This is a genomic window from Curtobacterium sp. JUb34 (genome assembly GCF_003755065.1).
In the GTDB taxonomy this organism is placed as follows: domain Bacteria; phylum Actinomycetota; class Actinomycetes; order Actinomycetales; family Microbacteriaceae; genus Curtobacterium.
In genome coordinates this window covers 127,353-145,022 of the sequence record NZ_RJVH01000004.1, presented here as the reverse complement: position 1 = coordinate 145,022, position 17,670 = coordinate 127,353, and the positions used below count along the sequence as shown (strand labels likewise).

The following is a 17,670-nucleotide window of genomic DNA, read 5'->3' as shown; positions in this document are numbered from 1 at the left end:
GGTTGACTCGGACCCGAGTATCAGCCAACGATCGAGGGGGACACCGTGAGTGACCAGTACCCGCAGAACCCGTCCGGCCAACAGCCGGGCGGTCAGCCGAACCCGTACAACGGAACGCCGCAGTACGGCCAGCAGCCGGCGACCGGCCCGAACGGCGAACCGCCGATCTGGGCCCCCTGGTACGGGATCTCCTTCGGCAAGGCCGTCGGACGGTTCTTCAAGAAGTACGCGACGTTCAGCGGCCGCGCGAGCCGCAGTGAGTTCTGGTGGTGGTACCTGGCGAACGTGATCGTCGGGATCGTCCTCAGCATCCTGTACGGCATCGGTTTCGCCACGTCCGAGCGTTCGACGGTTTCCACCTCGACGGCGACCTCGGCGAGCGTGCAGTCGACCATCACCAGCCCGTCGGCGCTCTTCGTGATCGCTGGGATCCTCGCGCTGCTCTGGGGTCTCGCGATCATCATCCCGACGCTCGCCCTCGGTTGGCGCCGCCTGCACGACGCGAACCTGCCCGGTGCCCTGTGGATCATCGCGATCTTCGTCGGCATCGTCGGCATCGTCTTCGGCCTGCTGCCCTCGAACCCGCAGGGCGAGCGCTACGACCGACCCACTGGCGCTCGATGAGCAACGACACACCGCAGTGGGGCCAGCCCGGCGGCGACCAGCCGTCGGGGCAGCCTGACCACGGACAGCAGCAGCCAGGGTACGGGCAGCAGCCTGGGCCGTACGGTCAGCAGCCCGGCTACGGCCAGCAGCCCGGTCCGTACGGCCAGCAGCCCGGGTACGGCCAGCAGTACGCCGACCCGTACCCGCAGTACGGACCGCCGATCCCGGTTGGACCGGACGGCGCTCCGCCGCTGTGGGCGCCCTTCTACGGGGCCGGGTTCCTCGACGCCTTCACCCGGTTCTTCAAGAAGTACGCCCGGTTCGACGGCCGTGCCAGCCGCAGCGAGTTCTGGTACTGGATCCTGGCGAACGCGATCGTCACGATCGTCCTCTACGGCGGTTTCATCGCCGGTCTGATCGCCTGGAGCGTCTCGGCCTCGACCACCGACGAGTACGGCTACACCCAGACCGAGGGCGCACCCCCGGCGTGGATCTTCATCCTGCTCGTGCTGTTCGGCCTCTGGACCCTGGCGACCCTCGTCCCGAACATCGCACTGGGATGGCGCCGCGTGCACGACGCGAACCTCGCGGGGCCGTTCTGGCTCATCGCGATGTTCGTCGGCGTCGCCGGGATCGTCTTCGGCTGCCTGCCGCCGAGCCCGGCCGGCGCGCAGTACGACCGTCCCGACCAGGCGTAACGCCGCTCAACGGCAATCGGCCCGCACTGCGCGAATGCGCGGTGCGGGCCGAATTGTGTCGTGCGAGGTGTCAGACGACGCGGAGTCGGGCCAGTGCACCGTCGACGACGAGGTCGCGCACGGTGACCGTGGGGTCGGCGATCTGGAAGCGGAGTGCGCCACCCGGCTGCTCGAACCACGGCTGCACGAAGCGGACGTTCACCATGAATGGGCGCTCGACGAGGTAGCGGTGAGTCTCCGGCACCCCGGCCACGTGCGGCGGGAGCGACCGGCTCGGCAGCGGGGTGTCGAGGGGGTGCAGCAGGTAGCCGTCCGGACCACCGATGCGGTCGACGGGGACGCCCGCGGGGATCTGGATGGTCAGACCCTGCTCGCCGGCCTGCGATACCTGCTGCGCGAGCTGCGGGTACGTCGACGCCGCACGGTCGCGGAGTCCGTCGAGCTCGTGCCGGGCGATGTCGCGCGGCGCCGGGAACGGTCGGTTCAGGAACCGACGGAGCATCTCGACCGCGTCCTCCTCACCGCGCGCGGTGGCGAGGCGACGGGCCGTGCCGTAGTCGACGACCTCGAGCGCGAACTCGTCGGACGCCTCGGCCGGGACCACGCGGAGCGCACCCTCGACCGGCGGCTCGTGCAGGGTCTCTCCGGGGAGCTGCACGTACCGGATCGTGTAGCCGAGCTGGTCGAGGATGGGGCGGGTGGCCGCGAACGTCATGGAGCGGAGCCTATCGGTGGAGTCGATGTCGAGTCTTGGACGACCCCGAGTGTCAGGCGCGGCCCCGCATGACGGCCTGCTTGACCTCGGAGATCGCCTTCGTCACCTGGATGCCACGGGGGCACGCGTCGGTGCAGTTGAAGGTCGTGCGGCAGCGCCAGACGCCTTCCTTGTCGTTGAGGATGTCGAGGCGGACGTTCGCGGCGTCGTCACGGGAGTCGAAGATGAACCGGTGCGCGTTCACGATCGCGGCCGGCCCGAAGTACTGCCCGTCGGTCCAGAACACCGGGCAGGACGAGGTGCACGCGGCGCACAGGATGCACTTCGTGGTGTCGTCGAACCGGGCACGGTCGGCCACCGACTGGATGCGCTCCTTGCCCGGGGTGGGGGCGGTCGCGGGCTGCAGGAACGGCTGGACCTCGCGGAAGGACTTGAAGAAGGGCTCCATGTCGACGACGAGGTCCTTCTCGAGCGGCAGGCCCTTGATCGCCTCGACGTAGATCGGCTTCGAGACGTCGAGGTCCTTGATCAGGGTCTTGCACGCCAGACGGTTCCGGCCGTTGATGCGCATCGCGTCCGAGCCGCAGACGCCGTGTGCGCAGGACCGACGGAACGTCAGGGAGCCGTCCTGGTCCCACTTGATCTTGTGCAGGGCGTCGAGGATGCGGTCGGTCGGCAGCATCATGACGTCGAAGTCCTGCCAACGCGGCTCGTCGTCGACGTCCGGGTCGAAGCGCCGGATGATGAGCGTGACGGAGAAGGACCCGGGAGGCGCCTCGGTGGTGTCGGTCCGGGGTGCGTCGGAGACCAGGGTGTCGGTCATCTCAGTACTTCCTCTCCATCGGCTGGTACCGCGTCACGACGACCGGCTTCCAGTCCAGCGTGATGTGGTCGTCGGCGAGTGACGAGTGCGGGTCGCCCGTCAGGTACGCCATCGTGTGCTGCATGTAGTTCTCGTCGTCGCGCTTCGGGTAGTCGTCGCGCATGTGGCCGCCGCGGCTCTCCTTGCGGTTGCGGGCGGAGTAGACGACCACCTCGGCGAGGTCCAGCAGGAAGCCGAGTTCGACGGCTTCGAGCAGGTCGGTGTTGAACCGCTTGCCCTTGTCCTGCACGGAGACCTGCATGAAGCGGTTCCGGAGCGTGTGGATCGTCTCGGTGACCCGGGCGAGGGACTCGTCGGTCCGGAACACCTGGGCGTTCTTGTCCATCTCGTCCTGCAGTTCCTTGCGCAGGACGGCGATGCGCTCGGTGCCGGTCGACGCGCGCAGCTGGTCGAGCATGGCGCGGACGCCGGCGGCGGGGTCCTCCGGGAGCGGGAGGAACTCGGCGGTCTTGACCCACTCGGCGGCGTTGTTGCCCGAGCGCTTGCCGAAGACGTTGATGTCGAGGAGCGAGTTCGTGCCGAGGCGGTTCGAGCCGTGCACGGACACGCAGGCGCACTCGCCGGCGGCGTAGAGCCCGGGGACGACGGTGGTGTTGTCGTAGAGCACCTGCGCGTCGGTGTTCGTCGGGATGCCGCCCATCGCGTAGTGCGCGGTCGGCATCACCGGCACCGGCTCGACGACGGGGTCGACGCCGAGGTAGGTGCGGGCGAACTCCGTGATGTCCGGGAGCTTGGTCTCGAGCACCTCGGCACCGAGGTGCGTGCAGTCGAGCAGGACGTAGTCCTTGTTCGGACCGGCACCCCGGCCCTCGGCGACCTCCTGCACCATGCACCGGGCGACGATGTCGCGGGGCGCGAGGTCCTTGATGGTGGGGGCGTAGCGCTCCATGAAGCGTTCACCCGAGGCGTTGCGGAGGATCGCGCCCTCACCACGAGCGCCCTCGGTCAACAGGATGCCGAGGCCCGCGAGCCCGGTCGGGTGGAACTGGAAGAACTCCATGTCCTCGAGCGGCAGACCCGTGCGCCACACGATGCCGACGCCGTCGCCGGTCAGGGTGTGTGCGTTCGAGGTCGTCTTGTACATCTTGCCGAAGCCGCCGGTGGCGAAGATCATCGCCTTGGCGTGGAAGACGTGCAGCTCACCCGTGGCGAGTTCGAACGCGACGACGCCGGCCGGCTGCTTGCGCGTGACGCCGTCCTCGCCCACGACGTCGACCATGATGAGGTCGAGCGCGTAGAACTCGTTGTAGAACTCGACGCCGAGCTTGACGCAGTTCTGGAACAGCGTCTGCAGGATCATGTGGCCCGTGCGGTCGGCCGCGTAGCAGGCCCGGCGGACGGGCGACTTGCCGTGGTCGCGGGTGTGACCGCCGAAGCGACGCTGGTCGATCTTGCCCTCGGGTGTGCGGTTGAAGGGCAGGCCCATGTTCTCGAGGTCGATGACTGCGTCGATCGCCTCCTTCGCGAGGATCTCGGCGGCGTCCTGGTCGACCAGGTAGTCACCGCCCTTGATCGTGTCGAAGGTGTGCCACTCCCACGAGTCCTCTTCGACGTTCGCGAGGGCCGCGGCCATCCCGCCCTGCGCCGCACCGGTGTGCGAGCGGGTCGGGTAGAGCTTCGAGATGACGGCCGTCTTCGCCTTCGGGCCGGCCTCGATCGCGGCACGCATGCCCGCGCCTCCTGCGCCGATGATGACGATGTCGAACTGGTGGTGGTGCACGGTGGTCTCGGTCACAGGGGTCTTTCCGTAGACGGTGGGAAGGCGGTCGGCAGCGGGGATGGTGCTACTGCGCCGGGCAGAAGGAGGGCAGGTCCGCGGCGGCGGCGCCGGCGGGGCACGGGTCGAACGTCCAGCAGACGAGCAGGCCGAGGACGATCAGCACCACGCACGCGATGAGGATCGCGGCGAGGAGCGTCTTGCGGATGCCCGGCTTCGACACGTAGTCGTTGACGATCGTGCGCATGCCGTTCGAGCCGTGGATGAGCGCCAGGACGAGCATGAGGGAGTCCCACACCTGCCAGAACGGGTTGGCCCACTTGCCGGCGACGAAGGCGAAGTCGATCTGCTTGACGCCCTCGCCCGCCACCATGTTGACGAAGAGGTGGCCGAAGATCAGCACGACGAGCAGGACGCCCGAGCCGCGCATGTAGATCCAGCCCCACTTCTCCCAGTTGGTGGAGCGGCGGGCGGCCGAGGCGGAACGGGGAGGTTCGACGATCTGCGTGGTCATCAGGTGCCCCTCTAGTTGAAGTCCGCGAAGAGGTTCATGAGCTGGCGGGGCAGGAAGCCCGCGATCGCGATCGCCCACAGGACGATGACGACCCAGAACATGGCCCGCTGGTACTTCGGCCCCTTGGACCAGAAGTCGACGAGGATGATCCGGAGCCCGTTGAACGCGTGGAACACGATGGCCATCACCAGGGCGATCTCGCCGAGGTTCATGATCGGCGTCTTGTACGTGCCGATGACCGCGTTGTACGCCTCGGGGGAGAGCCGCACCAGCGCCGTGTCGAGGATGTGCACGAGCAGGAAGAAGTAGATCGCGACACCGGTGATCCGGTGCAGGACCCACGACCACATGCCGGTCGATCCGCGGTACAGCGTGCCCTCGAGCTTCCGAGAGGCGCGAGGCGCCTCGATCGTGACGTCGGGGACGGCGGTCGCCGTACCGCCGCCGGTGGGCTCAGCCATGAGCTCGTCCTTCCGTAGGACGGGCTCGCCCGATCGGCGAGCCCTTGCCGTTCGCGTTCGTGTGGAACACGACCCATCCTATGCTCGGGCGCTGACCTTCTCGTCCCGACCGGCCCGCAGGCCCCGACCGACGGGCGGCGCGCCGATGGTGCGAGCCGTGTCGTGGTGCCCGAGGAGCTGGTCGCCGACGGCCTCCCACGTGGTGCCCTCGACCCGGAGACGGCCCGCGGAACCCATCCGATCCGCGAGTGCGCGGTCGTGGTGCAGCCGCAGGACCGCCTGCCGCAGGGCCTGCGGTGCGTCGGGATCGTAGAGCTCGCCGTCGAGTCCGGGGGCGACGAGGTCGAGCGGACCACCCGACGCCGGCGCGATCACGGGCAGCCCTGAGGCGTGCGCTTCCTGGAGGGTCTGCCCGAAGGTCTCGGCCGGACCCGTGTGCACGAAGAGGTCGAGCGAGGCGTACGCGTCGGCGAGGGCGTCGCCGCGCAACGGTCCGGTGAAGGTGACGTCGAGGTGCCGCAGTCGTCGCTCGAGCAGCGCCCGGGACGGCCCACCGCCGGCCACGACGACGCGGATGCCGGGGATCCCGCCGAGCTCCGCGAGCCGTTCGACCTCCTTCTCCGGGGCCAGCCGCCCGACGTAGCCGACGATCGTCTCGCCGTCCGGCGCGATCCGGCGTCGGAGCGCTCGCACGTGGGCGGACTCCCGCCGGGCCGGGTGGAAGAGCTCGGTGTCGACGCCGCGACCCCAGCGGGCGACGCGGGGCACGCCGTCCTCGGCGAGCATCGCGGCGGTCGCGCTCGACGGCGCGAGCGTCAGCGAGGCACCGGCGTGGATGCGTCCGAGGATCCTCCGCACCAACGGGACGGTCGCGGTCAAGCCGTTGCGGCGGGCGAACCCGGCCACGTCGGTCTGGAAGACGGCGACGGAGGGGATGCCGAGCCTCCCGGCCGCCGTGATCGCGCGCCCGCCCAGCAGGAACGGACTGGCGGCGTGGAGCACGTCGGCGCCGGAGGCGGCGAGGATCGTGTCGAGCACCGGGTGGGGGAGTGCGACCGGGAACTGCCGGTACGCGACGGCGGGGACCCGGTGGACGTCGAAGGAGCGGTAGCGCTCGACGCTGGTGCGCGAACGGAACTGTGCGAGTCCCGGGGTGTCCGGTGCGATCACGACCGCGCGGTGGCCACGGCGCTCCAGGTGGTCGAGGACCGCGAGGACGCTGGTGGTCACGCCGTTGAGGGTGGGCAGGAAGCTCTCGGTCACGACGGCGACGGTCCGGGGGGACGTGCCGCGCTCCACGCTGCGTGCGCTCATGGTGCTGCCCATGCTCCGGGCGCCACGTGACCCCGCGGGGCCGACGACGTGAACGGGGCGGAGGCGACGGGTGAACAACGCGACGCCGTCGCCGCGCGCACGCTCGACGCTGCCCTGCGGGAGCCCGCATGCGGGAATCGTGCGGAGACCACCCAGGATCCGCACCGTGGGACCGGTACGGTGAGCGCGTGGCTGACGCTCTCGAAGACTTCTACGCGATCATCCCCGCAGGGGGCATCGGATCGCGCCTGTGGCCGCTGTCGCGCGCGGACGCACCCAAGTTCCTGCACGACCTGACGGGCTCCGGTGCCTCGCTGCTCCGGCAGACCTGGGACCGGCTCGCCCCGCTGGCGGGCGAGCAGCGGATCATGGTCGTGACCGGACGGGCGCACCGCGTCGCCGTCGAGTCGCAACTGCCGGGGGTCGAGGACCACAACGTGGTACTCGAGAGCGAGCCGAAGGACTCCACGGCGGCCATCGGCCTCGCCGCGGCGATCCTCGTCCGCCGCGAACCCGACGTCGTCATCGGGTCCTTCGCCGCCGACCACGTGATCGGTGACGCCCGCGGCTTCCGCCGTTCCGTGCGCGAGGCCGTCGCCGTCGCCCGCGCCGGCTACATCACGACCATCGGCATCACGCCGACCGAGCCCGCCATCGGCTTCGGCTACATCCACGCGCACGGCGACACCCTGGACATCGACGGCGCACCGACCGCGCACGCCGTCCGGTCGTTCGTCGAGAAGCCCGACCTGGACACCGCACGCTCCTACGTCGAACAGGGCACGTACCTGTGGAACGCGGGCATGTTCATCGCCCGCGCCGACGTGCTGCTCGAGGAGATCGGCCGGAACAACCCGACGCTGCTCGCCGGCATCAACGAACTCGCGGACGCCTGGGACACCTCGGCCCGCGGCGCGGTCGTCGACGCGGTGTGGCCCACGCTCGAGAAGATCGCGATCGACTACACCGTCGCCGAGCCCGCTGCCGCTGCCGGACGCATGGCCGTCGTCCCCGGCGACTTCGACTGGGACGACGTCGGCGACTTCGCCTCGCTCGCCAAGCTGCAGTCCGGTGGTCGACCGAACAACCTCGCCGTCCTCGGCGACGGTGCGCGCATCCTGGCCGACTCGTCGAGCGGCATCGTGATCTCGCACAGCCAGCGGCTCATCTCGCTCATCGGGGTCGAGGACATCGTCGTCGTGGACACCCCCGACGCGCTCCTCGTGACCACCAGCGCGAACGCGCAGCGGGTCAAGGGTGTCGTGGATGCTCTGAAGATCAGCGGCCGAGGCGACGTCCTGTAGCGCTCCACCGACAAACCCCTCGAAATGGGGGTCTGCGGGTGACCCCGCGTTACGGGCGCGTTTCGGCGCGGTCGCGATCCCGTAACCGATCCACCGGACCGGGGCAACGGGTCCTGTACCGGCCGGGCGGTCGTGTACTGTCGCCACGATCGCCCGGAACGCACGTGGTCCGGGCACGCTCCCCGGAGGAACCCACCCGTGACATCTCGTACCCGACGCGTCGTCCTCAGCGGCTTCGCGCTCCTCGGCACCGCCGCCGTCCTCGCCGGTTGTGCCTCGGCGCCGTCCGACACGACGACCGCCAAGAAGACCGACTTCCGCCCCTGCATGGTCTCCGACGCCGGTGGCTTCGACGACAAGTCGTTCAACCAGCTCGGCTACGAGGGCATGAAGGACGCCGCCAAGGAACTCGGTGCCACCTACAAGGAGGCCGAGTCGAAGGACGCCACCGTCTACGACTCGAACATCGAGCAGCTCATCGGCCAGAACTGCAACCTCGTCGTGACCGTCGGCTTCAACCTCGCCGACGCCACGAAGAAGCAGGCCGCCGCGAACCCCGACACCGACTTCGCCATCATCGACGACAGCTCGATCGACGCGGAGAACGTCAAGCCGATCACGTTCGACACCTCGCAGGCCGCGTTCCTCGCCGGCTACGCAGCGGCGTCGTACTCGAAGACCGGCGTCGTCGGCACCTTCGGTGGCATGCAGATCCCGACCGTCACCATCTTCATGGACGGCTTCGCGGACGGCGTGAAGTACTACAACGAGCAGAAGGACAAGGACGTCAAGGTCGTCGGCTGGAACGTCGACTCCGGCAAGGGCTCCTTCACCGGTGGCTTCGAGGCCGGCACGCAGGCCAAGTCGGTCGCGCAGACGCTCCTCGACCAGGACGCCGACGTGATCCTGCCCGTCGGTGGCCCGATCTACCAGTCGGCTGCCGAGGCCATCAAGGACGCCGACAACGGCTCCGTCCTGATCGGTGCGGACAGCGACCTCTACGAGGCCGACCCGCGCTACAAGGACATCGCCTTCACCTCGGTCGAGAAGGGCATGCGCCCGGCCGTGAAGGACGTCGTCGAGCAGGCGGCGGACGACAAGTTCTCGAAGACCCCGTACGTGGGGACGCTGAAGAACGAGGGCGTCGGCATCGCGCCGTTCCACGACTTCGAGTCGAAGGTCGACAAGAGCCTGCAGGGCGAACTCGACGACGTGAAGGCCGGCATCATCGACGGCTCGATCAAGGTCAAGACCCAGTCCTGACCCGACGGACGCGGGCGAGGGGCTTCCCTCGCCCGCGTTCTCGTGCGCCCGAGTGGTGCACGCGAGACCGTGCGCCCGCGTGGCGCACTCGAGACAGAAATAGACTCCCGAACATGAAGCTCGAACTCCGCGGCATCACCAAGCGGTTCGGCGCCCTGGTCGCCAACGACCACATCTCGCTCACCGTCGAGCCGGGTGAGGTCCACTGCCTCCTGGGTGAGAACGGCGCCGGCAAGTCCACCCTGATGAACGTGCTCTACGGCCTGTACGACGCCGACGAGGGCGAGATCCTGCTCGACGACGTGGTCCAGGACTTCGACGGCCCGGGCGACGCCATGCGCGCCGGCATCGGCATGGTGCACCAGCACTTCATGCTCGTGCCCGTGTTCACCGTCGCCGAGAACGTCATGCTCGGGCAGGAGCAGACCACCTTCGGCGGCCGGCTCGACCTGGCCGGTGCCCGCAAGCGGGTCAAGGAGATCTCGGACCGGTTCGGGTTCGACGTCGACCCCGACGCCAAGATCGAGGACCTGCCCGTCGGCGTGCAGCAGCGCGTCGAGATCATCAAGGCACTGTCCCGCGACGCCTCCGTGCTGGTGTTCGACGAGCCGACGGCCGTGCTCACCCCGCAGGAGACCGACGAGCTGATGGGCATCATGCGCCAGCTCCGCGAGGCCGGCACCGCGATCGTCTTCATCACCCACAAGCTCCGCGAGGTCCGCGAGGTCGCCGACCGCATCACGGTGATCCGGCTCGGCAAGGTCGTCGGTGAGGCATCGCCCACCGCGACGAACAACGAGCTCGCCGCCCTGATGGTCGGCCGCGCCGTCTCGCTCGTCGTCGACAAGACGCCGTCGACCGGTGGCGAGGACGCCCTCGTCGTCGAGGGCCTCACCGTCACCGACCCGTCGGGCATCGTGCTCGTCGACGACGTGTCGTTCTCGGTCCGTCGCGGCGAGGTCCTGGCGATCGCCGGGGTGCAGGGCAACGGCCAGACCGAGCTCACCGAGGCGATCCTCGGCCTCGAGCCCGTCCACGCCGGCCGCATCACGCTGGACGGCAAGGAGCTGACCGGCCGCAGCGTCAAGCAGGTGCTCGACGCCGGCGTCGGCTTCGTCCCCGAGGACCGCAAGGAGGACGGCCTGGTCGGCGAGTTCACCATCGCGGAGAACCTCATGCTCGACCGGTCCGACCACGACGCGTTCGTCCGTGCCGGCACCATCCGCGCCGCCGAGCGCGACGCCTTCGCCGACGAGAAGATCGCCGAGTTCGACATCCGCACGCCGGGCCGCGCGACCGCTGCCGGCCGGCTGTCCGGTGGCAACCAGCAGAAGATCGTCCTCGCCCGCGAGCTCAGCCGCGAGCTCCGGCTCTTCGTCGCCGCGCAGCCCACGCGCGGCATCGACGTCGGGTCGATCGAGTTCGTGCACAAGCGCATCGTCGCCACCCGCGACACCGGTGTGCCCGTCATCGTCGTCTCCACCGAGCTCGACGAGGTCGTGGCACTGGCCGACCGCATCGCCGTCATGTACCGCGGCGGCATCGTCGGGATCGTGCCGGCGACCACCCCGCGAGACGTCCTCGGCCTCATGATGGCCGGCGAGATCCCAGAAGGAACGGAGCTGGCCGCATGACCGGTTCGGCCGGCGAGATCCAAGCCACATCCACGACCGGAACGGAGCTGGCAGCGTGACCGCGCAGTACCCAGACAACACGCAGCCCACCCCCGGCACCGAGGCCGATGCCCCGCTCACCGACGACCGCCTGCAGGAGGCGCCGGAGACCCCGCACCTGATGACGGACTCGGCCGACGACACCGAACGCCGCAACGGCGCCCCCGGCACCGACCGCTGGCACGCCGCCCTGCAGAGCATCCTGAACGGGTCCGTGCTCGTCACGGTCCTCGCCGTCGTGCTCGCGCTGGTGGCCTGCGGCATCCTCATCGCGCTGACGGACGAGAACGTCCGCGCCACCGCGGGCTACTTCTTCGCCCGCCCGGCCGACATGCTCCAGGCCATCGGCACCGCTGTCGGCGGCGCCTACGCCTCGCTGTTCCAGGGGTCGGTGTTCAACTTCGGCGCCGACAGCTTCCAGCAGGCGATCGGGCCGCTCACCCGCTCGATCGACTACGCGGTGCCGCTCGTCGTCGCCGGGCTCGGGATCGCGCTGTCGTTCCGCGCCGGGCTGTTCAACATCGGCGGCCAGGGTCAGATCCTGATGGGGGCCGCGGCGGCCGGGTGGGTCGGCTTCTCGTTCGACATGCCCGCCGCGATCCACATCCCCCTCACCATCGTCGCCGGCATCGTCGGCGGTGCGGTCTGGGGCGGGATCGTCGGTGTCCTCAAGGCCCGCACGGGCGCGAACGAGGTGGTCGTCACGATCATGCTCAACTACGTCGCGCTCTACCTGGTCAGCTACCTGCTCCGCACTCCGGGCCTGCTGCAGGCCCCGGGCAGCAGCAACCCGATCTCGCCCGCCACGAAGGACAGCGCCCTGCTGCCGCAGCTCTTCGGTGTGCGGTACGGGGTGGACGCCGGGTTCATCGTCGCGATCCTCGCGGTCGTCGTGGTCTGGTGGCTCGTCAACAAGTCCTCGCTCGGTTTCCGGTTCCGCACCATCGGTGAGAACCCCCGGGCCGCCCGCGTCGCCGGCATGAGCGTGCCGGCGCTGACGATCTGGGTCATGGTCATCTCCGGTGCCCTCGTCGGCATCGCCGGCGCCTACCAGGTGCAGGGCGCCGTCACGACGGGCTTCACCTCGGGCATCGACGCCGGCATCGGCTTCGACGCGATCACCGTCGCGCTGCTCGGTCGCTCGAAGCCGTGGGGCGTGTTCTGGGCCGCGATCCTGTTCGGTGTGCTGAAGAACGGTGGCTACGCGATGCAGGCCGCCAACGGCATCCCGATCGACATCGTCGGCGTCATCCAGGCCCTCATCGTCCTGTTCATCGCGGCGCCGCCGCTCGTCCGCGCGATCTTCCGGATCCCGCAGCCGGGAGCCCGCCAGCGCACGAAGACGAGCAAGAACAGCAAGAAGGCGGTCGCCGCGTGAGCACCCTCAGCCCCACCGCGGCGCCCGCGTCGCCCCTGTCCGACCGTCCGGTCGAGACGACCCGCAGCTGGAAGCTCCCGATCGGCTACGGCGTGTTCACGCTGCTCGCGGTCGTGTTCTTCGTCCTGCTCAGCCGCGCCGGCACGACGACCTTCCGGCTCGCGAACGCCGGCGACTTCATCGCCCTGCCGAACGTGCCGCTGTCCGCGGCACCGACCGGCTACGTGGTCGTCGTGCTCCTGGCGATCGCCACGGTCTACGCCGTGGTCGAGGTCCGCGCGTACCGGCAGGTCCCGCTCTGGGTCACGTCGGTCTTCGCGATCGTCTTCGTCATCGGGTTCCTGACGTGGGCAGCTGCCGGCGCCACGATCCCGCTGCCCGGCCTGCTGGTCGGTGCGCTCGGCCTGAGCGTCCCGCTCGTGTTCGGTGCCCTCGGCGGCGTCATCTCCGAGCGGGTCGGCGTGGTCAACATCGCCATCGAGGGCCAGTTCCTCGCCGGTGCGTTCACCTCGGCGCTCATCGCGTCGATCACCGGCTCCGCGTGGGTCGGACTCGTCGGTGCGCTCGTCGCCGGTGTGCTCGTGTCGTTCATCCTGGCCGCGTTCAGCATCAAGTACCTCGTCGACCAGGTGATCGTCGGTGTCGTCATCAACGCCCTCATCTCCGGGCTGACCGGGTTCCTGTACTCGCAGGTGCTGTCGCCGAACGAGACCACGCTGAACATCGGCATCCGGTTCCCGAAGTTCGAGATCCCGCTGCTCCACCAGATCCCGGTCATCGGCCCGGTGTTCTTCGAGCAGAGCGTCATCGTCTACCTGGCCTACGTCGCCGTCGCGGTCGTCACCTTCGGCCTGTTCAAGACCCGCTGGGGCCTGCGCCTCCGCGCGGTCGGCGAGCACCCGCAGGCGGCCGACACGGTGGGCATCAACGTCACGAGCACCCGGTTCTGGAACGTGTCGCTCGCCGGCGCGATCGCCGGCCTCGGTGGCGCGTACTTCACGCTCGACGCGGTCGGACCGTTCACGAAGGACATGACCGCGGGCGCCGGCTACATCGCCCTGGCCGCCGTCATCTTCGGCCGCTGGGACCCGATCAAGGCCACGCTCGCCGCCCTGCTGTTCGGCTTCGCGTCGAACCTGCAGAACACGCTCGGGGCGATCGACTCGCCCGTGCCGAGCGAGTTCCTGCTCATGCTGCCGTACGTGGTGACAATCTTCGCCGTGGCCGGCCTGGTCGGCCAGTCACGCGGCCCCGCCGCGTCCGGCAAGCCCTACATCAAGAGCTGACGGCCTGGAGGCACGGCACATGACCGACACGCACGAACCAGGTGACCAGGCGGTCACCGCCACCGCCCCTGCGGACGCAGCCACGGGCCTCCCGGTCGACGACGTGGACTGGACCGCCCTGCGGACGGCAGCGACCGCCGCGATGCGGCGCGCCTACGCGCCGTACTCGTCGTTCCCAGTGGGCGCCGCGGCGCTCACCGACGACGGACGGATCGTCTCCGGCTGCAACATCGAGAACGCGTCGTACGGGGTGACGCTCTGCGCCGAGTGCTCGCTCGTGTCGCAGCTGCACATGACCGGCGGCGGCAAGCTCGTCGCCTTCACGTGCGTCGACGGCGACGGCGCCACCCTGATGCCGTGCGGCCGCTGCCGCCAGCTGCTGTTCGAGCACTCGACCGAGGGCATGCTCCTCGAGACGGTCTCGGGCATCCGCACCATCGACGAGGTCCTGCCCGACGCGTTCGGGCCGCGCACCCTCGCCACCTACCAGCAGGAGCACTGATCCACATGGCCGTCGAGCCGTTCGACACCGTCGACCTCATCCGCACGAAGCGATCCGGTGGCGCCCTGAGCACCGCCGAGGTGGACTGGCTCGTGGACGCCTACACGCGCGGCTACGTCGAGGACCCGCAGATGGCCGCGATGGCGATGGCCATCTTCCTGAACGGGATGGAGCGGCGCGAGATCAAGGACCTCACGCTCGCGATGATCGCGTCGGGGGAGCGGATGTCGTTCGGCTCGCTCGGCAAGACGACCGTCGACAAGCACTCCACCGGCGGCGTCGGCGACAAGATCACGCTGCCGCTCGCGCCGCTGGTGGCGTCGTTCGGCGTCGCGGTGCCGCAGCTTTCCGGTCGTGGCCTCGGGCACACCGGCGGGACGCTCGACAAGCTCGAGTCGATCCCCGGGTGGCAGGCCGCGCTGTCGAACGACCGGATGATGGAGATCCTGTCCGACGTCGGTGCGGTCATCTGCGCCGCTGGCTCGGGCCTGGCACCCGCCGACAAGAAGCTCTACGCGCTCCGCGACACCACCGGCACCGTCGAGTGCATCCCGCTCATCGCGTCGAGCATCATGTCGAAGAAGATCGCCGAGGGCACCGGTGCGCTCGTGCTCGACGTGAAGTTCGGGTCCGGGGCGTTCATGCCCACGTACGAGGCATCCCGCGAGCTCGCGCAGACGATGGTGGACCTCGGCAACGACGCCGGGGTGAAGACCTCGGCGCTGCTGACCGACATGGAGGTCCCACTCGGACTGACCATCGGCAACGCGCTCGAGGTGCGGGAGTCGGTCGAGGTCCTGGCGGGCGGCGGTCCGGCCGACGTCGTGGAACTGACGGTCGCGCTCGCGACCGAGATGCTCACGCTCGCCGGACTGCCGGACGCCGACCCGGCCGCAGCGCTGGCCGACGGCCGCGCGATGGACACCTGGCGCCGGATGATCCAGGCGCAGGGCGGGGACCCCTCCGCCGCGTTGCCGGTCGCCCGGGAGCAGCACGTCGTGACCGCGCCGTCGTCCGGTGTGCTCGCGCAGCAGGACGCCCTGCCGTTCGGTGTCTCGGCCTGGCGCCTCGGTGCCGGCCGCGCCCGAGCACAGGACCCGGTGCAGGCGGGTGCGGGCATCGAGCTGCACGTCAAGCCCGGTGACACGGTGACCGAGGGGCAGCCGCTCTGGACGCTCCACACCGACGACGCGTCACGGATCCCGCGGGCGCTCGAGTCGCTCGAGGGTGCGTGGTCGATCGGCTCGTCCGACGCTGCCGTCGCTGCCCGCGGGCCGATCGTGCGGGAGCGCATCGGGTCCTGAACCCGGCCACCTGACGAACCGTCAGGCTCCCGGCACTGCTGTGGGGAGCCTCCAGTCCGTTCCGGTGTGTGTTGTGCACAGGTGCCTGCGCGCGGTCGGTGACCACCGATAGCCTGGTCGCATGAGCGCCGATGCCCCGACCTACCGCCTGCCCGACGCCGGAGCGGTCATCAACGACCTGCCGAAGGTCTCGCTGCACGACCACCTCGACGGCGGTCTGCGCCCCGCGACGATCGTCGAGCTGGCTGGTGCTTCGGGTGTGGCGCTGCCGACCACCGACCCGTCCGAGCTCGGGCAGTGGTTCGCCGACCAGTCGAACTCGGGTTCGCTCGTCGAGTACCTGAAGACGTTCGACGTCACCACCTCGGTCATGCAGACGGCTCCGCAGCTGACGCGCATCGCCCGTGAGTTCGTCGAGGACCTGGTCGCCGACGGCGTCGTCTACGGCGAGGTCCGGTGGGCCCCGGAACAGCACCTGCAGGGCGGGCTGACGCTCGACGAGACGGTCGAGGCCGTGCAGGCCGGCATCGAGGAAGCGGTCGACGCCGCCGGCGGCCGCATCCGTGTCGGCCAGCTCGTCACCGCGATGCGGCACGCCGACCGCTCGCTCGAGATCGCCGAGCTCGCCGTGCGGCACCGCGACGCCGGTGTCGTCGGCTTCGACATCGCCGGTGCCGAAGCCGGGTTCCCCGCCTCGAACCACCGCGCCGCGTTCGACCACCTCGCGTCCGAGCTCTTCCCCGTCACCGTGCACGCGGGCGAAGCCGACGGACTCGCCTCGATCCGGTCCGCGCTCGTCGACGGTCGCGCGCTGCGCCTCGGGCACGGCGTCCGGATCTTCGAGGACGTCACCCTCTCCGACGCCGGTGACGGCTCGACGCTGGCCTCCCTCGGCGAGGTCGCCTCGTGGGTCCGCGACCGCGAGATCCCGCTCGAGGTCTCGCCGTCCTCCAACCTGCAGACCGGTGCGATCGCCGCCTGGGGCGACGACCTCGCCGACCACCCCTTCGACGTGCTCTACCAGCTCGGCTTCCGGGTCACGGTGAACACCGACAACCGCCTGATGAGCGGGACGTCGCTGTCGAAGGAGCTCGCACTGCTCGCCGGCACGTTCGGCTACGACCTCGACGACCTGGCAGCGTTCCAGATCAACGCCGCACTGGGCTCGTTCCTGCCGCTCGAGGACCGCGAGGAGATCATCGCCACCATCACCTCCGGGTACTCGGAGGCCTGACGCATGGGACTGCCGCCGCTGCCGGACGCCGCCGTGCTCCTCGGGGCCACCGCGCCCACCTGGCGTGACGCGATGCGCCTGGCCGGTGGCGCGCTCGTCGCGTCCGGAGCCGCGACCGACGAGTACACCGACGCCATGGTCGGCATGGTCGAGGAACACGGGCCGTACATCGTGATCTCCCCGGGACTGGCGTTCGCCCACGCCCGGCCGGGTGGCGCGGTCCTGCGCGACGGGCTCGCCGTCGTGACCCTGGCGTGGCCGGTGGCGTTCGGCCACCCGCACAACGACCCCGTCCGCGTGGTCCTGGGGCTCGCGGTCGCCGGGGTGGGGACGCACCTCGAGTCCATCGGCGAGATCGCGAACCTGTTCAACGACGAGACCGTCACGGGGCGGATCGCCGACGCGACGACGGCGGACGAGGTCCGCACGATCATGGGGGTGTACGCGTGAAGATCGTGACCATCTGCGGTGCCGGCATCGGGTCGAGCGGCATCCTCAAGGTGAACGCCGAGAAGGCGCTGTCCGCACTCGGCCTGCAGGCATCGGTCGTCGCGGCCGACGTGGCCTCGGTGCGGGACGTGTCCGACGACGCCAACGTGATCCTCACCAGTCAGGAGTTCGTCGAGGCGATCGGTGACACCTACGCCGAGGTCATCGTCATCCGGAACCACTTCGACCAGGGCGAGATCACGGCGGCGGTGGACCGGGCGCTCGGCGAGCACTGAGGCGGGTGCGGCGGCGGCCGCTGCGGCGGTGCGGCGGCGGCCGCTGCGGCGGCGCGGCGGCGGGCGCTGCGGCGGGCGTCGGCCCTTTAGAGT

General features: G+C 69.9%; 18 protein-coding genes. 12 read left to right on the top strand and 6 right to left on the bottom strand.

Features of this window, described 5'->3' with window-relative positions; genetic code table 11:
* The first annotated feature begins 45 nt into the window (after nucleotides 1–45).
* Together EDF63_RS14650 and EDF63_RS14645 are read left to right on the top strand one after the other, a co-directional pair.
* A complete protein-coding gene (locus EDF63_RS14650; protein ID WP_123313766.1) occupies nucleotides 46–624 on the top strand; it encodes a DUF805 domain-containing protein in 579 nt (192 codons plus the stop codon).
* The gene (locus EDF63_RS14645) at nucleotides 621–1,304 is read left to right on the top strand and encodes a DUF805 domain-containing protein (protein WP_123313765.1); all 684 of its coding nucleotides are present in this window, start codon (nucleotides 621–623) and stop codon (nucleotides 1,302–1,304) included. Before EDF63_RS14650 ends, EDF63_RS14645 begins: the two co-directional genes overlap by 4 nt.
* 70 nt (nucleotides 1,305–1,374) lie before the next feature.
* Here the strand turns inward: EDF63_RS14645 and EDF63_RS14640 are convergent, their stop codons facing one another.
* From EDF63_RS14640 to EDF63_RS14615, 6 genes are all read right to left on the bottom strand, one after another.
* Nucleotides 1,375–2,019, bottom strand: coding sequence for a TNT domain-containing protein (locus tag EDF63_RS14640; protein WP_111086631.1), 645 nt, complete (start codon nucleotides 2,017–2,019; stop codon nucleotides 1,375–1,377).
* A 52-nt stretch (nucleotides 2,020–2,071) separates the two neighbouring features.
* A complete protein-coding gene (locus EDF63_RS14635; protein WP_123313764.1) occupies nucleotides 2,072–2,842 on the bottom strand; it encodes a succinate dehydrogenase iron-sulfur subunit in 771 nt (256 codons plus the stop codon).
* Between the two features lies 1 nt (nucleotide 2,843).
* Nucleotides 2,844–4,637, bottom strand: a complete 1,794-nt coding sequence (gene sdhA, locus EDF63_RS14630; protein ID WP_111086629.1) for a succinate dehydrogenase flavoprotein subunit — start codon at nucleotides 4,635–4,637, stop codon at nucleotides 2,844–2,846.
* 49 nt (nucleotides 4,638–4,686) lie between these two features.
* Nucleotides 4,687–5,133 (bottom strand): succinate dehydrogenase, hydrophobic membrane anchor protein, encoded by a 447-nt coding sequence (gene sdhD / locus EDF63_RS14625; RefSeq protein ID WP_111086628.1) that lies wholly within the window; start codon nucleotides 5,131–5,133, stop codon nucleotides 4,687–4,689.
* Between the two features lie 11 nt (nucleotides 5,134–5,144).
* Complete coding sequence (gene sdhC / locus EDF63_RS14620) at nucleotides 5,145–5,594, bottom strand: succinate dehydrogenase, cytochrome b556 subunit (protein WP_123313763.1); 450 nt, start codon at nucleotides 5,592–5,594, stop codon at nucleotides 5,145–5,147.
* Between the two features lie 78 nt (nucleotides 5,595–5,672).
* Complete coding sequence (locus EDF63_RS14615) at nucleotides 5,673–6,908, bottom strand: glycosyltransferase family 1 protein (RefSeq protein WP_260233126.1); 1,236 nt, start codon at nucleotides 6,906–6,908, stop codon at nucleotides 5,673–5,675.
* 188 nt (nucleotides 6,909–7,096) lie between these two features.
* Here EDF63_RS14615 and EDF63_RS14610 point away from each other — a divergent pair, with 188 nt between their 5' ends.
* The 10 genes from EDF63_RS14610 (at nucleotide 7,097) to EDF63_RS14565 (ending at nucleotide 17,577) form a co-directional block, all read left to right on the top strand.
* Nucleotides 7,097–8,212, top strand: coding sequence for a mannose-1-phosphate guanylyltransferase (locus EDF63_RS14610; RefSeq protein ID WP_123313761.1), 1,116 nt, complete (start codon nucleotides 7,097–7,099; stop codon nucleotides 8,210–8,212).
* A 198-nt stretch (nucleotides 8,213–8,410) separates the two neighbouring features.
* Nucleotides 8,411–9,475: a BMP family protein gene (locus EDF63_RS14605; protein ID WP_123313760.1), complete on the top strand. Its 1,065-nt coding sequence runs from the start codon at nucleotides 8,411–8,413 to the stop codon at nucleotides 9,473–9,475.
* 113 nt (nucleotides 9,476–9,588) lie between these two features.
* Nucleotides 9,589–11,109, top strand: coding sequence for an ABC transporter ATP-binding protein (locus tag EDF63_RS14600; protein ID WP_123313759.1), 1,521 nt, complete (start codon nucleotides 9,589–9,591; stop codon nucleotides 11,107–11,109).
* 55 nt (nucleotides 11,110–11,164) lie between these two features.
* Nucleotides 11,165–12,526, top strand: coding sequence for an ABC transporter permease (locus EDF63_RS14595; protein WP_185021445.1), 1,362 nt, complete (start codon nucleotides 11,165–11,167; stop codon nucleotides 12,524–12,526).
* Entirely contained in the window at nucleotides 12,523–13,812 is a 1,290-nt protein-coding gene (locus EDF63_RS14590; protein ID WP_185021444.1) for an ABC transporter permease, read from the top strand. The genes EDF63_RS14595 and EDF63_RS14590 overlap by 4 nt, the downstream gene beginning before the upstream one ends.
* 19 nt (nucleotides 13,813–13,831) lie before the next feature.
* Nucleotides 13,832–14,314, top strand: coding sequence for a cytidine deaminase (locus tag EDF63_RS14585; protein WP_123313758.1), 483 nt, complete (start codon nucleotides 13,832–13,834; stop codon nucleotides 14,312–14,314).
* A gap of 5 nt (nucleotides 14,315–14,319) precedes the next feature.
* Nucleotides 14,320–15,618, top strand: a complete 1,299-nt coding sequence (locus EDF63_RS14580) for a thymidine phosphorylase (RefSeq protein WP_123313757.1) — start codon at nucleotides 14,320–14,322, stop codon at nucleotides 15,616–15,618.
* Nucleotides 15,619–15,739: 121 nt separating this feature from the next.
* Nucleotides 15,740–16,852 carry an adenosine deaminase gene (locus EDF63_RS14575; RefSeq protein WP_123313756.1) on the top strand — a complete coding sequence of 371 codons (1,113 nt, stop codon included), beginning with the start codon at nucleotides 15,740–15,742 and terminating at the stop codon, nucleotides 16,850–16,852.
* Nucleotides 16,853–16,855: 3 nt separating this feature from the next.
* Entirely contained in the window at nucleotides 16,856–17,302 is a 447-nt protein-coding gene (locus EDF63_RS14570) for a PTS sugar transporter subunit IIA (RefSeq protein ID WP_123313755.1), read from the top strand.
* The gene (locus EDF63_RS14565; protein ID WP_123292189.1) at nucleotides 17,299–17,577 is read left to right on the top strand and encodes a PTS sugar transporter subunit IIB; all 279 of its coding nucleotides are present in this window, start codon (nucleotides 17,299–17,301) and stop codon (nucleotides 17,575–17,577) included. The genes EDF63_RS14570 and EDF63_RS14565 overlap by 4 nt, the downstream gene beginning before the upstream one ends.
* The last annotated feature ends 93 nt before the right edge of the window (nucleotides 17,578–17,670 follow it).